This window comes from Desulfosediminicola ganghwensis, assembly GCF_005116675.2.
Classification (GTDB): Bacteria; Desulfobacterota; Desulfobulbia; order Desulfobulbales; family Desulfocapsaceae; genus Desulfopila; species Desulfopila ganghwensis.
The window spans coordinates 1,456,792-1,470,880 of the sequence record NZ_CP050699.1 but is presented as its reverse complement, the minus strand read 5'-3'; the positions used below and the strand labels follow the sequence as shown (position 1 = coordinate 1,470,880).

The 14,089-nt window shown below is 47.9% G+C and carries 11 protein-coding genes and 1 tRNA gene; 5 read left to right on the top strand and 7 right to left on the bottom strand.

What is annotated here, in order from left to right; translation table 11 throughout:
• The first annotated feature begins 54 nt into the window (after positions 1-54).
• Both mshL and FCL45_RS06290 read left to right on the top strand, forming a co-directional pair.
• Entirely contained in the window at positions 55-1,734 is a 1,680-nt protein-coding gene (gene mshL / locus FCL45_RS06295; protein WP_136798571.1) for a pilus (MSHA type) biogenesis protein MshL, read from the top strand.
• Positions 1,735-1,783: 49 nt separating this feature from the next.
• A complete protein-coding gene (locus tag FCL45_RS06290) occupies positions 1,784-2,800 on the top strand; it encodes a hypothetical protein (protein WP_136798570.1) in 1,017 nt (338 codons plus the stop codon).
• Between the two features lie 92 nt (positions 2,801-2,892).
• On the opposite strand, the gene secB is transcribed toward FCL45_RS06290, so the two are convergent.
• The 3 genes from secB to FCL45_RS06275 form a co-directional block, all read right to left on the bottom strand.
• Positions 2,893-3,372 (bottom strand): protein-export chaperone SecB, encoded by a 480-nt coding sequence (secB, locus tag FCL45_RS06285; RefSeq protein WP_136798569.1) that lies wholly within the window; start codon positions 3,370-3,372, stop codon positions 2,893-2,895.
• A 133-nt stretch (positions 3,373-3,505) separates the two neighbouring features.
• Positions 3,506-6,367, bottom strand: coding sequence for an excinuclease ABC subunit UvrA (gene uvrA / locus FCL45_RS06280; protein WP_136798568.1), 2,862 nt, complete (start codon positions 6,365-6,367; stop codon positions 3,506-3,508).
• A gap of 41 nt (positions 6,368-6,408) precedes the next feature.
• Positions 6,409-6,831 carry a CoA-binding protein gene (locus FCL45_RS06275; RefSeq protein ID WP_136798567.1) on the bottom strand — a complete coding sequence of 141 codons (423 nt, stop codon included), beginning with the start codon at positions 6,829-6,831 and terminating at the stop codon, positions 6,409-6,411.
• Between the two features lie 265 nt (positions 6,832-7,096).
• Here FCL45_RS06275 and glyQ point away from each other — a divergent pair, with 265 nt between their 5' ends.
• Positions 7,097-7,963, top strand: coding sequence for a glycine--tRNA ligase subunit alpha (gene glyQ / locus FCL45_RS06270; protein ID WP_136798566.1), 867 nt, complete (start codon positions 7,097-7,099; stop codon positions 7,961-7,963).
• 414 nt (positions 7,964-8,377) lie between these two features.
• Here the strand turns inward: glyQ and FCL45_RS06265 are convergent.
• Positions 8,378-8,475, bottom strand: a tRNA-Sec gene (locus FCL45_RS06265).
• A 224-nt stretch (positions 8,476-8,699) separates the two neighbouring features.
• Here FCL45_RS06265 and FCL45_RS06260 point away from each other — a divergent pair.
• Positions 8,700-8,987: a hypothetical protein gene (locus FCL45_RS06260; RefSeq protein ID WP_167495825.1), complete on the top strand. Its 288-nt coding sequence runs from the start codon at positions 8,700-8,702 to the stop codon at positions 8,985-8,987.
• A 74-nt stretch (positions 8,988-9,061) separates the two neighbouring features.
• Here the strand turns inward: FCL45_RS06260 and FCL45_RS06255 are convergent, their stop codons facing one another.
• Complete coding sequence (locus FCL45_RS06255; RefSeq protein ID WP_136798564.1) at positions 9,062-9,853, bottom strand: lysophospholipid acyltransferase family protein; 792 nt, start codon at positions 9,851-9,853, stop codon at positions 9,062-9,064.
• A 388-nt stretch (positions 9,854-10,241) separates the two neighbouring features.
• Between FCL45_RS06255 and FCL45_RS06250 the strand changes: the two genes are divergently transcribed.
• Positions 10,242-11,087, top strand: a complete 846-nt coding sequence (locus tag FCL45_RS06250) for a cytidylate kinase-like family protein (RefSeq protein WP_136798563.1) — start codon at positions 10,242-10,244, stop codon at positions 11,085-11,087.
• 114 nt (positions 11,088-11,201) lie between these two features.
• Here FCL45_RS06250 and FCL45_RS06245 read toward each other — a convergent pair whose 3' ends face one another.
• Both FCL45_RS06245 and FCL45_RS06240 read right to left on the bottom strand, forming a co-directional pair.
• Positions 11,202-13,049 (bottom strand): SLC13 family permease, encoded by a 1,848-nt coding sequence (locus tag FCL45_RS06245; protein WP_217907681.1) that lies wholly within the window; start codon positions 13,047-13,049, stop codon positions 11,202-11,204.
• Positions 13,050-13,413: 364 nt separating this feature from the next.
• Positions 13,414-13,851, bottom strand: a complete 438-nt coding sequence (locus FCL45_RS06240; RefSeq protein WP_136798562.1) for a hypothetical protein — start codon at positions 13,849-13,851, stop codon at positions 13,414-13,416.
• Between the last annotated feature and the right edge of the window lie 238 nt (positions 13,852-14,089).

The window sequence follows — 14,089 nt, the reverse complement described above, 5'->3', positions numbered from 1 at the left end:
GAATAAATTTGGTCAATTTCTCTTACAATTGATAGACAGCACCACGAGGTTTTTATGATGTCCATAAAAAACATTTTTCTAGCCGGCAGCCTGGTACTTCTTCTTACCAGCCTCAATGCTTGCAAGCACTCTCCCGATGGGGCAGATGCAACCCCTGCACCCGCACCGGCTGCAGAACAGTCTGCAATCGTTGAAGAACCACTGGCCCAACCCCGGGTATTGGCACAAGCACCCGAGGGGCCACTTACTCTACCAGTCCGTTATCAGACTCCAAGCTATATGCTCGATATGGAAGGTAAGGATACGCTGGAAGAAGAGGAGATCACCTCGATCAAGGTGGGTGCCTCAATTCGATCCACCCGGGGCCCCCAGCCTCTCTGGGATATCCTCAAACGCCTCGCCGCACTCAAGGGAATGAATGTATCCTGGGCCAGTGATGTTGACCAGAAGGTACTGGTCGACGTCGATATCAGTGCCAACGACGATTTCTACGACTCTATCGACAACCTGCTTCGCCAGGTCGACTACTTCCATGAGGTACAGGGAAATACAGTTGTCGTAAAGTATAAAGAAACCCGCCGCTATCATATTGCCATGCCTTTTACCAACCAGAGATACTCCACCGGTACTGGCGGTAATGTTTTAGGCGGCGATTCAAGCGGAACAGATATAGATGGAACGATATCATTAAAAAGCTCTGATAATGAATTTGATATCTGGAAGAATGTTCAGGACAACATGGATGCAATCATTAACACCTGGAACACACGAGCTTTTACCCAGGCTACTGCCCCCCCTGCTGCTACCGATAATTCTAATACAACAGATCAGGAAACCGATAGTGATGGTCAATTAGCGACCCGTCAAATTTCCAGCGGTGGCTCGATGTACATCATCGACAAGCCCATAGGCGTTGTAACCGTTTCTGCTCCACGCCCCTTACTCGAACGACTCGACGCTTATTTTGTTACTCTTAAAAAAGAACTTTATAAGCAGATCACTATTGAGGCAAAGATAGTCGAAGTTCAATTAAACGATTCATCATCAATTGGCATTAATTGGAGCAGCGTTCTTAAAGACTTCCCTGTTTCAGGTATGGTTAACTTCGGCGATCCCGTTACAGGGCAAATCTATCCTTCTGCAGGCAGCGATTTCATATCAAGCATCACCTTAAAATCAGCTGAATTTGGCGTTTTCCTTAACGCCCTAAAAGAACAAGGTAATACCCAAATACTGTCTAACCCGAAAATCAGTGTAATGAACGGGCAACCAGCCTTGATCACCGTTGGCCGTAACGTTACCTACATTGACAGAGTAGAGGCCGACAGAGATATAGAAAATGGTATCACTACATACTCTGCTGAAACAGAACGAATACTATCTGGAATTGGAATGGCACTGACCGCTACCATTCTTGATGATGATGAAATTATCATGAACCTTGTTCCTGTAACCTCTGAACTTGAAGAACCTATTACATATCAGCCCATTGGACCTGATGGTGCCGAAGTCGGCTTACCAATTGTCAATGTCCGGGAGATGAGCACAACAGTACGTGTTAAAAATGGTGACATGCTGGTAATTGGAGGATTGATTAGTAACGTTGATGATACTCAAGACGCATTTGCTCCGGTAGTTGGAGATATACCAGTTATTAAGTACTTATTCGGCTATAAGGAGAAAATTAAAACTAAGCGAGAGCTTATAATTCTTTTGCGCCCAGTAATCATCTAAATACATCCTTATCGGACATCAATTATCAAATACACGTTAGGAGTTGATCATGGAGAGGCTCAGAATTTTTTTATTAGGTATTCTTACACTGGCTCTTACAGGTTGTGGACAAACAGTGATAGAAACCCTGAACGTACCTGAAAACCCAGGCCCCAATGCCCCAGGTTACGGCAAGACAGTAGTTATTCTACCATTTGCGGATTATTCGCAAGGCGATGCGATAGACTCCGCCCATCGACGCAACATGATGGTCACCGAGACGCTTGTCGACAGGTTGTCTGCTAACGGTTTTGGGTTGCCGATTCAGGAAGATGTCTTTCAATATTTAGTGAACCAAAATGTAATTGCCTTAATGCCGTACGAGTCAATTGGTTCAAGCTCACTCAGCCAGGAAATCAACTCAGGGGATTGGTCTGATACCATGACCTCAATCCTGACTCATTACAACGAACAATCCTTTAAAAATCAGAATGAGGCAGTTAGCAGTCCAGGCACCCACGGCCTCACCAAACAGACTGTCGCCAAGATCGGTCGCCAATTCGACGCTGATTACATTGTCCGTGGTCGTATCCTTGAATACAAGACCCGTCAGGATACAGAATGGGTTCCCTGGAAAAAAGGTATAATTCCATTCGTCAACAACAGTGCCAATCGCCTCGCCTTTGGTTTTGCCAGCTCCGATGAATACGATGAAACCAACAACATGCTCACTGGCGGAATTTTAGGTGGAATCATCGGTCACAATGTTGGTTCACCGTGGGGCGAGGGTGACGAGATTCTCGGTATCAGCGGTGGAGATACCGCCAATGCCATCCTCTGGGGCTCTGTCGGTATGTTTGCCGGCAAGCAATCCTACCAGAACCGTGTCGACCAGGCAGCCGTCCAGCTCCGTATCTGGGTTCAGGAAGCAGCAACCGGAAACGTGGTATACACCAACCGCATAAGAGTGCTGGTATCTCCGGAATCTGTTTATGCCGACAACCAGTATGACACCCTGTTCAACAAAGCCATCGAGAAAGGTGTAACTACGCTTGTAGACAACTTTGTTATCTACACCTTCCTTTAGCTGGAACTCTTAATACAAGTCTCTCCAAACGAAAAAAGGGGAATGCTCAATTGAGCATTCCCCTTTTCTATTTTCAAGGAAACCTGAACAGATTAATTGTTCTGGCTTGCCTCTTTCTTCGCCTTGGCATTCTGGAAAAGAGCCATGAAGTTCACAGGCTCCATAAGGAATGGAGAGAAACCACCATCCACGGTGATCTGGCTGACGATCTGGCGGGTGAATGGGAACAGCAGGGTTGGGCAGTCAACGCCAAGAACCATCTCCACATGCTCTGCAGGGATGTTCTTTACCAGGAAAATACCTGCATGCTCAATCTCGAGAATAAAAAGCGCCTTATCATCATCTTTGGAAGAAACTTTGGCATAAACCTGCAACGCAACCTCAAAATGATCATCATCGATCTTCTTGTGATTGAGGTTGAGATTCAGCTCTACCTTTGGCTCAGATTTCTGCTGGGTAATGTATACTTCCGGAGCATTTGGGTTCTCAAAGGAAAGATCTTTGATGAACATTTTCTGCATGCGGAACTCCGGACGTGGAGCTGATTGTTGGTTGTCGGTATTTTCAGCCATTATCTCCCTCGTTTTTCTTTATAGTTATGTAATTGATGTATTGGATATTTAAATGTTTCGTCCAACGCATATTCAAGTGGTCGGATGGCATTTAACCGCACTTGACCACATCATTCAAGCTTTTCGACAGATTTCAGTTCAAACTGTTCTCGGTAACATTCTGTTCCAGAACCGGCAGCAGAAATTGACCTGTATGTGAATTCTGAACTGACGAGATATCTTCAGGGGTGCCACACGCAACTATCTCGCCACCATCATCGCCGCCTTCCGGCCCGACATCGATAATCCAGTCTGCTGTTTTTACAACATCAAGGTTATGCTCAATTATCACAACAGAGTTCCCATGCTCAACCAGCCGTCCAAGAACATTGAGTAGATGTTGAATATCTGCAGGGTGAAGACCAGTTGTGGGCTCGTCCAGAATATAAAGTGTCTTACCACTTGGCCGGCCAGACAGTTCCCGGCCAAGCTTCACCCGCTGTGCCTCACCGCCCGAGAGCGTAACTGATGACTGCCCAAGCTTAATATAAGACAACCCCACATCATACAATGTCTGGAGCCTGTTCTTTATTGGCGGAATGTTCTGGAAAAATTCCAGAGCTTCAGCCACCGTCATGTTGAGAACCTCGTGGATGTTTTTGTCACGATAGAGAATATCGAGGGTCTCAGTATTATAGCGTTTGCCCTGGCAAGTTTCACAAACCACATAAATATCGGGTAGAAAGTGCATGGCAATTTTGTTTACACCCTCGCCATCACAGGCCTCGCAGCGTCCGCCTTTGATGTTGAAGCTGAATCGTCCCGGCTTGTATCCACGGGCACGAGATTCGGGCAAGCGGGAAAACAGTTCTCGAATCGGCGTAAATACTCCAGCATACGTCGCCGGGTTTGATCTCGGGGTACGCCCAATCGGGCTCTGATCAATATCGACAATCTTATCAATATGCTGCAGCCCCGAAATTTCACCAGCCTCTGTTTCAAATTTATTCTGCCTCAGCGACAGACCCTTCTTGGCCAGCCCATACAGCGTCTCAATTACCAGAGAACTCTTACCAGAACCGGAGACACCTGTTACACAGGTCATGACACCAATAGGGAAATTGGCGGTAATCCCTTTGAGGTTGTTGGTTGTAGCGTTCTTGACCACCAGGTTGTTCGACTTTTTCTTGTGTACTTTTCTGCGCTTTCCAGGAACCTCAATGCGTTTACGATTGGAAAGATACGCCCCTGTTACCGATGTGTCGTCGGCCAGCAGCCCTTTCACATCGCCCCCGTAGACCACCTCTCCACCATGGATTCCGGCACCAGGTCCCATATCGAGTATATGATCCGCGGCGAGAATAGTATCCGTGTCGTGCTCGACGACAATCACGCTGTTGCCAAGATCACGCAATTCGATAAGGGTATTAATCAGTTTCTGGTTATCCCTCTGGTGCAAACCTATACTTGGCTCATCGAGAATGTATAAGACACCTGCAAGCCTGGAACCAATCTGGGATGCCAGGCGAATTCGCTGGGCCTCGCCGCCCGAAAGGGTCCCTGCCCGCCGTTCCAGGGATAAATAGCTCAAGCCGACATCTTCCAGAAATGAAAGTCTGTCTACGATCTCTTTTAAAATCGGTTCACCGATCTTCCGTTCCCTGGAGTTAAACGGCAGAAGCGGCAGTTCATTGAGCAGTTTGCCTATTGAAAATCTGGTCAACTCATAGATGGAATGTGGGCCAACTTTTACCGCAAGTGCCTCTGGTTTCAGGCGGGCTCCCTTACATTTCGAACAGGTCTGCTCATTCATGAATTTAGAGAGTTCATCGCGGATCATCGGTGATTGTGTTTCGTGGAAACGCCGGTCGAGCTGGGGAATAACCCCTTCAAAACTCTTTTCGGCGGTCATTACCCGCCGCCCCTTCTGGTAATAGAAATGAATTTCTTCATCCCCTGTCCCAAACAGAATGACCTTCTGGTGTTCAGGTGCAAGCTTGCTAAAAGGAGTGCTCAGACGAAATCCATAATGCTTGGCCACAGCCGAGAGCAATTGTCCAGTATATGTAGACTCAGAACGCCACCCCCACGGAGCGATAGCGCCATCAATTATAGACTTACTTTGATCCGGAACTACTAGAGATGCGTCAAAAAACTGGTTTACCCCAAGACCACTGCATTCAGGACACGCGCCTTGGGGGTTGTTAAACGAAAAGAGCTGGGTTGAAATCTGCGGCATGGAAATTCCGCAACTATGGCAGGCCGCATGCTCGCTGAAGAGTTGTTCTGAATTGTCATCAGGGTAGTTGGCCAGCAAAAAGCCATCAGTCACCTTCACCGCTGTGCTGACAGAGTCTGACAGTCTTCTCCTGATGGATGGCTTAATGACCAGCCTGTCAATGACCACTTCGATTGTATGACGTTTATTCTTCTCAAGCGCAGTGATCTCGTCTGCATGGTAAATCTCACCATCGACCCGAACCCTGACAAAACCTTCCTTGCGAATTCTTGCCAGTATCTGCTCATGGCGGCCTTTCCTGGCCGTAACCAGAGGGGCCATCAGTATAACTTTCTTGCCTTCCGGCTCAGCCATCAGCGTATTGACCATATCCTCAATGGACTGGGCCTGAATTTCCGAACCGCACTCTGGGCAATGAGGCCGACCACATCTCGCATAGAGCAGACGCAAATGATCATAAATCTCAGTTACAGTTCCCACAGTGGAACGCGGATTTTTGCTGGTGGTTTTCTGTTCTATGGAAACCGCGGGGGAAAGCCCTTCCAGCGAGTCGACATCCGGCTTATCCATCTGCCCGAGAAACTGGCGGGCATAGGTGGAAAGAGACTCGACATAACGCCTCTGACCTTCTGCATAGAGGGTATCAAAAGCAAGGGTCGATTTGCCGGACCCGGAAAGACCTGTAAAAACAACCAGTTTATTTCTAGGGAGGTCAACATCGATATTTTTCAGGTTGTGCATGCGCGCACCGCGTATGCTAAGCAGTTTTGGTTCCATAAAAAGAAAGGGGTATAAGGATTTTCAGCGGAGGTTCTGAATCAGTGTGCTATCGGCGCCAGGTTCATATGATCTATCTTGATACACCTGTCCATCACCACCTGCAGGCCGTGAGCCTCGGCATAGTCGGCAGCCTCGGTGTTGACTATGCCCTCCTGCATCCAGACTGTGGATGCGCCAATTTCCACCGCCGCTTCAACGATCGGCAACACTTCAGAGGATCGTCTGAAGATATTGACGATATCAATTGAAGCAGAAAGTGCATCCAGACTGGGATAGCATTTCAAACCCAGAATGGAATCCTGGCCTGGATTAACCGGGTAAACTGTATACCCAACCCCGATCAGGTAGCGGGCGACATCATTGCTCGGGCGCGCTGCTTTTGGTGAAAGGCCTACCACCGCAATGTTTTTTGCGCTGGTGAGTATTGCCGAATAATCTTTGTGACTGGGGATATGTAGCATTTAGAAGCCGTTGAAATGTAACGGAATAGAGAAAATATACAGAAACTCTCACCGGAGAAAAATATTTACCCGCTGGGGCTGCTGTGGTAGCTTAAGCGCATATAATTATGATCCAATAGACAAAAGTCAAGGGAGCAATTATACTTGCATTGTGTTTATATATCGCTAATCTGCCCGTCAATCTGCCAAAGCGCCGGCATGGGTTGATATCGCAGAATCCGTAACTTTTCTTTTCAATACCCAGTACGAATTACGAGGGAATTTCATGAACTTTCAAGATATAATATTTGAGCTCGACACCTACTGGTCAGGTCAGGGCTGTGTTATCCAGCAACCATATGATATGGAGGTAGGAGCCGGCACCTTCCACCCCGCGACCCTTCTCAGGGCACTTGGCCCCGAGCCGTGGAAAGCAGCCTACCCGCAGCCATCCCGCCGCCCTACAGATGGTCGCTATGGAGACAACCCGAACCGACTGCAGCATTACTATCAGTACCAGGTTGTCTTGAAACCCTCGCCACTAGATGTTCAGGAACTCTACCTCGGCAGTCTCAAACAATTCGGCCTTGATCTGCTTGAGCACGATATCCGCTTCGTAGAAGACGACTGGGAATCCCCAACACTCGGTGCATCAGGCCTGGGTTGGGAAGTGTGGCTCGACGGCATGGAGATAACCCAGTTTACCTACTTTCAGCAGGCTGGTTCCATTGAGCTGCACCCCACCACTGTGGAGATCACCTACGGCCTCGAACGCATCGCCATGTATCTCCAGGGGGTTGAGAGTGTCTATGATATCAAGTGGAACGATAACGTCACCTATGGCGAAATCTTCCATCAGGCTGAAGTCGAGTTCTCGACCTTCAATTTCGAAGAGGCCAACGTTGAAAAGATGATCGGCTTTTTCAATTCATTTGAAGAAGAAGCGTTGAAGCTGGTGGAGAAGGGACTCATCCTCCCGGCATACGACTACTGCCTGAAATGTTCCCACACCTTCAACCTGCTGGACGCTCGCAAGGCAATCAGTGTTGCAGAACGTACCCGTTACATTGGCAGAATCCGTAATATTGCCAGAAAGGTTGCTGAGCGTTACGTACTTCAGCGCGAAGAGATGGGGCATCCTCTTATCAAATAAGAAGTTCCCGCAGTCTGACAAAGGCGCCTGCAGTCTTGAGCTGCAGGCGCCTTATGCTTTTATTTGCATATGGAATGTTAAAGCTTCACCCTAACACTTGGGACCCTTCATATATTTTCAATTCTTGTGCTCTGGTTTCACCCGTGTCGTGATATAGTAAATTCAAGAGCGGTGTATGGGCTGTTCTCATTCTCGAAAACAATCATCGATAAAGGTCTTAATGCCAGAATCCGTTTTCAGCCAAAGAATCCTGCCATTTGATAATTATGTACCAAAACAGCACATTAGGGCGGTGCACCTTGATTTTTGCGACCAGGAAACCTAATTTTAGGTGAAATGTTGTTCCATGTAGGCAGGTTCTCATGAAACAAAAAAGCGCCTTATGCACGAGGCATAAGGCGCTTAAATATATCTTGGCGGAAGTGCATGGGAATCGAACCCACCTAGCGGGCTATTAACCCGCTACACCGGATTTGAAGTCCGGGAGGGCCACCAGTGCCCTGTCCACTTCCGTTGGCGATTTGAACGGAGACGACATACTAATAAGTATTGACCTCGAAAACAAGTTTTTATTATAATACATTCTTCAAATCGTTTTTTCAAAAAAGTGTTACCCTGCAGGCCACATACGGCCACAGGTAACTATCTTAAAACATAGGTAAAATACAACAAAATGCAGTGTGAACGATTAATAAAACTGACGAAACAATGGTTCGTAAGCGTCAGAGACGAGACAATGGCGCCTGCCCGCATGGTTGGTTTTATGGAGCGCCATGTAGATGAATGCCCGATCTGTCAACAAGACAACGATGTCCACGATGAGATCGCAAAAATCACCGAAATGATTCTTCCTGAATCGAAAATTCCTAAGGCCGTCCGGATGCAGAATGAAGCTGCAATCCAGGAGCACGAAGAGCAGAAAGCCGCAGAAGAAGACGACGGCGACAGCGATGATGAGGAAGAAGACGTTTATGATGACGATGACGACGATTTCGAGCAGGAACCAGAACTCTCCAAAGACTGATTCTTTCTTCCAGGATGAGCTTCGGTATCAATAAAGCCGAAGCTCATCCTTTTTTTTTGCTACCTGTTTTCCAGTTAAACGGAAAGCAGTTCTTTTCCCCACTGGTCCAGCTTCTTTTCAATAAAGCTGTTCACCTCTTCCTGCACGCCATTGCCACGGTCTTCAATTGTCAGTTGCGCACCAAAGGCAAACTCAATGGAAAGACTCGGTTCGACCTTTCCAAAATCTTTGAGCATTTTGCCATTCTGCAGCGCATCTGTTTTCAAGGCAATAGGCACTACGGGTACATTGGCTTTTCTGGCGAGCTTGACGCCTATTGAACTCATCTTGGCAGGATCAAATACATGTGACCTGGTCGATTGTGGGAACACCACAACAGACGTTCCCTGCTGTAACCGTTTTACTCCCTCATCGAGTACCGCTTTAAGATCCTGCCGTGGATTCGTTCTGGTAACCGCAATGGGATCGCGGGAAGCCAAGACATGTTTGAATATTGGATATTCCAGCAGGCTTTGCTTAACCACGAAAGTCACAGGCTTGGGTAAAATTATGGCAGGCAGAATAACCGTTTCCAGGAAGCTCATATGATTGCCGATAAAAACACAAGGGCCTCCATCCGCTTCGACATGCTCCATCCCTGTAACTCTTACCCGAACACCGACATCTTCCAGTACTTTAACAACCTGCCAGCTCTTCTCCAGCCACTGCTGATCGCCAAACTCCCCCCGTTTTGCCATGCTGGCACATTGAGAAATTATGCGAATAAAGCGAATATAAAAAATCAGTGAAGGAAAGGTGCGGCCAACCAAGGATGGCGGGGTACCAGCACTGACGTATCGGTAATCTTTTAAAAGTTCCTGTTTCATATATTTCTGCTGATCATCAATAATTGCGAATTACGCAAAAAAGCACATATAATTGGTTAAAATATGCCATGACAGTGTGCGCTGCAATGACCCTGAGAAAGTATCATGATTAGTTGGTCATCTGCAACAATTATAGCTTACCCTTGAGCTGACCAGAAATATTTCATTCAGCCTGGTCCAAAACACTTCGTCCACCTGCCACAACATCTTATGTTACTAATTTTGTGCATGAATATCTACCAATCTTCTGCTTCGTTGAATTTTTCAATAGTTCTTCAACTCGCTTAACCTTCAGAACGCCGCATGCATTTGATGTCACAATGCTTATGTTAGGCTCTGATGTATTTCTACGCATTGTTTTCCATATCCCCCAAATTTGAGGTTCAACATGTCGATCATTACCATTTCCAGAGGGAGCTACAGTAAAGGTAAGGACGTTGCCGAAGCGCTTGCAGAAAAGCTCGGATATATCTGCACATCGCGTGAGGTTTTGCTTGAAGCCGCAAATGAATTCAATGTCCCGGAGTCAAAAATCGCCAAAATCCTGCACGACCCTCCCACCATGCTCGACCGCTTTTATTACGATCGGGAACGATATCTGCGTTATTTTCAATCCGCCCTGCTCTCTCATGTATCCAGAGATAATGTCGTTTACCATGGTCTTGCAGGCCATTTTTTTCTCGAAGATATTCCTCACGTGCTGAAAGTTCGCATAATCGCCAGCAAGGGCTCGCGAATCAAGGAAGAAATGACGCGCGAAGGCGGGACTCAGGAAGAAGCCAGGGACAGACTGAAACATGACGATGAAGAGAGACAAAAATGGAATCTGAGGATCTATGGCAAGGATGCCTGGGATAGCCGCCTTTACGATCTCGTGCTCAATCTCGATCGGCTTTCTATCAATGAGGCTGCCGATATGCTTGTTCACATGGCCAGGATGCCGCAATTCCAAACAACGAGTGAATCAGCGCAACTGCTGGAGAAGAAAACCCTGTTAGCCAAGGTCCAGGCCAGGGTTGCCAAACATTCGCCAAAGATCACGGTGAGCCTGATAGATGACGGTATCATAGCCCTCGACAACCTGGGAGGCGGCTTGAAAACCGATCAGTATACCAGGCAGAAGTTTACCGAAAACCTCATCAGGGATCTTCACATCAAAGATGTTGTCTTTCAGAAAAAGACGGTTGCCCCAAAGGCCTACATCAACACCTTTTATAACCTCAACCTCAGTTGACATACCTCTCTCATCGGTTCAGGCAACGTCAGGTTCCAAGCTTTTAGCGGTAAGCCACAGTAGCTATGCTTTCTACCGAAACAGGGAAGATGATGACGCTGCGTAGATTGACACTTACAGATCATAAAACATTGCAAGGCAGGCAACCAGCACCACTGTATATATTATGGTGATGCCGATGCCTGCCCGCATGTAATCCTTTGTTCTATACCCTCCGGGACGCATCAAGAGAGCATTTACCTGGTGCGTGGGCAGAATAAAGGTGTTGGACGCAGACATAGCAACGGCTATGCCTGCAACAACCGGGTTTACTCCCACTTCAACAGCCATGTTCATGGCCAGGGGCACCATCAGTACTGCCGCCCCCACATTGGATGCCAGCAAAGAAAAAAACGCGCTCAGCATTGAGACTACAAGCAGCAATACCAGCGAGTTCGGCGTCCCGACCACACTCATCACACGCTCTGCCAGATATGCTGCGGCACCTGTCTGTTCAAAGGCTGCGCCAAGGGGGATCAGGCCGGAAAGCAGAAAAACCGTTCTCCAGTCCACCGCTTCGTAGGCCCGGTCTGCAGCTATCACCCCGGTAATAATCATCCCGAGGGCGCCGGTAAGCAGGGCGATGGAAAGCTTTATATGAAAGCTGAGAGCAAGCACCAGGGACAGGACCACAAAAAACATCGCCGAGCGCGTTCTCTCAGGCAGAAATTGCTCCCCTTTTACCTCTTCGATAAAGGCGATATCCATCTTCTGGCGCAGCAGTTCAAACCTCTGCCACCGCCCCTGTAAGAGTATGGTATCGCCCTGGAGAAGGGTGGTGACATTGATATTCTCCATGATGATCTCATCGCCTCGCACAATAGCCAGCGGGTTCACCTGAAAAAGGTCGCGAAAGCGGAGCTCTGCCATGGTGTGACCACTGAGATTGGAGTGGGGAATTACTACCCCTTCGATGACACCCGATTCATCCGGCGAGTTTTCCTCGGCAAATATTTCATGCTGCTTCTTTATTCGCCAGCCGTAAGCATCGGCTACTTTCTCAATTTTTTCTTTTGAGCTGATGATCCACAGCACATCACCGGGGCCTACAACCGAATCCATCACGGGTGCCAGATTTTTCACATAACCTTCATTTTTGGCTATACCCACAACGGTAATGTTAAACTGTGATCGAAGTTCCAGCTCCCCAAGACTTTTGGGCCTAAATGATAGTGGAACCTCAAGTTCATAGCCATCCCCGACCACACTGCCATAGATTTCCTGCAGCCGTTTATCCATGCAGTCTTCATCAATCTCACACATATCTGCCGGTAGCAACCTGCTCCCGAATACCGCAAAATAGACCAGGACGCAGGCCAGCAACACCAGCCCGACAGGAGTAATTGAGAGCAATTCGAGAGGTACAAACTGAGAGCCGCCAACCGCTTCACTATTATTTGCCCACCAGCTCGCCATCAGATCGTTGAGCATGATCAGGGGGCTGGAGCCGACAAGGGTCAGACAACCACCGGTAATTGCCGCAAAGCCCATCGGCATAATAATACGACTGGCGGAGATATTAAGGCGGCGGCATATTCGCATGGTAGCCGGTAAAAACAGGGCTGCCGCACCTATATTCTGCATAAAGCTGGAGATGATCGCCACCACAGTGGCCACCACCAGCATGATCTGTTTCTCTCCCCGCCCGGCCAGTTTAATGATCTTTGAGGCGACCACATTCATCACCCCGGTCCGATTCAGGCCCGCGCCGATTATCATCACCGCGATAACAGATACAACTGCGTTAGAACTTAAACCAGCCAGAGCGTCCTGAGGTTCTATCACCCCCAACAGAGGCAAAAGAACCATCATAAGTAAACCGACAATATCTACCCGCAGTAATTCAAAGACAAATAAAATTATGGCAAAACCAAGCAGTCCGAAAACAATCAGCATCTCTGAAGTCAAAACAGAGTTATCCATGAGCGACGCTCCGTGCAGATGTATAGCGCTGACGAGAATTTCCCTGCCAGGCCACAATTAAAGTACATCCGGGCAGATGAAAACAGAGACACCACAACAGATTCAAAGCATGTTTCTGCCGAATTATCTCAATTCTGTCGTATAAATCAAGTAAGCGAGCGCGAGACTCCGGAGTATCGAATGTAAATCAGACAGAGCCCCCTAATATCCCTATTAGCGCAGGTTCATTTCCTTGGTGTATCTGCGAGCATTATTTTTAATCCGACAACGCCGGGTTATCAGGAGAAATTGCCCACGACTTACAGGCCCCGGCGCCAGGCAAATCAGGGAAATGGTGCGTAATAAGGATATCAAAAGTCACGAATCACTCGGTCTTCTGGTCCGATTCCATCGCGCCTTCAGCAGACTCCATGGTCTCGTCGACTTTTTCATCGGCTGGTTGCATAGCATCACTGGCTGCATCCCCCGCCGATTCCATAGCATCTGCACTCTGATCAGCCATCTCTTCCATGGCTTCCCCAGTCTTCATGGCCGCCTCTTCAGCAGCTTCCTGGGTGGCGGTACCGGCATCCTGCATCGCCTGACCGGCTTCCTCAGCTTTTTCCTGCACTGCCTCGCCTGCCTCCTGGGTCTTCTCAATCACAGTTTCACCTGCATCCTGCATGGCCTCGCCAGTTTCTTCAACCGCTTCTCCAACAGCGGACTCGGCAGGTTCTTCAGTGCTGTCCTTGCAAGCAGTCACAATCATTGAAAACATAGCAATTGTTAAAACAATCAAAAGCTTTTTCAAATTCGCGCTCATCGGAAGCCTCCATAGTTGTTAAGTGACGTTATCTTTCATTTGCGTGTTTTACTGGGCGGGAGATTGACCATCTCCTGCCTGAGCAACAAGATGAGAACATTCTCATTCGCTTCAATCTTATGTTATTAGAATACTCAGAGAGACTGAAATGTCTATTATTCGAAGTCTCCCGGGGCCCTCTCAGGTCTATAACTGCTGGGAGATTCCTTTCCTTCATTGCTAGTTACCATTCTGCCCA

Coding starts and splice junctions, on each gene's coding strand:
- mshL (WP_136798571.1), top strand. CDS start 55: ATGATGTCCATAAAAAACATTTTTCTAGCCGGCAGCCTGGTACTTCTT.
- FCL45_RS06290 (WP_136798570.1), top strand. CDS start 1,784: ATGGAGAGGCTCAGAATTTTTTTATTAGGTATTCTTACACTGGCTCTT.
- secB (WP_136798569.1), bottom strand. CDS start 3,372: ATGGCTGAAAATACCGACAACCAACAATCAGCTCCACGTCCGGAGTTC.
- uvrA (WP_136798568.1), bottom strand. CDS start 6,367: ATGGAACCAAAACTGCTTAGCATACGCGGTGCGCGCATGCACAACCTG.
- FCL45_RS06275 (WP_136798567.1), bottom strand. CDS start 6,831: ATGCTACATATCCCCAGTCACAAAGATTATTCGGCAATACTCACCAGC.
- glyQ (WP_136798566.1), top strand. CDS start 7,097: ATGAACTTTCAAGATATAATATTTGAGCTCGACACCTACTGGTCAGGT.
- FCL45_RS06260 (WP_167495825.1), top strand. CDS start 8,700: ATGGCGCCTGCCCGCATGGTTGGTTTTATGGAGCGCCATGTAGATGAA.
- FCL45_RS06255 (WP_136798564.1), bottom strand. CDS start 9,853: ATGAAACAGGAACTTTTAAAAGATTACCGATACGTCAGTGCTGGTACC.
- FCL45_RS06250 (WP_136798563.1), top strand. CDS start 10,242: ATGTCGATCATTACCATTTCCAGAGGGAGCTACAGTAAAGGTAAGGAC.
- FCL45_RS06245 (WP_217907681.1), bottom strand. CDS start 13,049: ATGGATAACTCTGTTTTGACTTCAGAGATGCTGATTGTTTTCGGACTG.
- FCL45_RS06240 (WP_136798562.1), bottom strand. CDS start 13,851: ATGAGCGCGAATTTGAAAAAGCTTTTGATTGTTTTAACAATTGCTATG.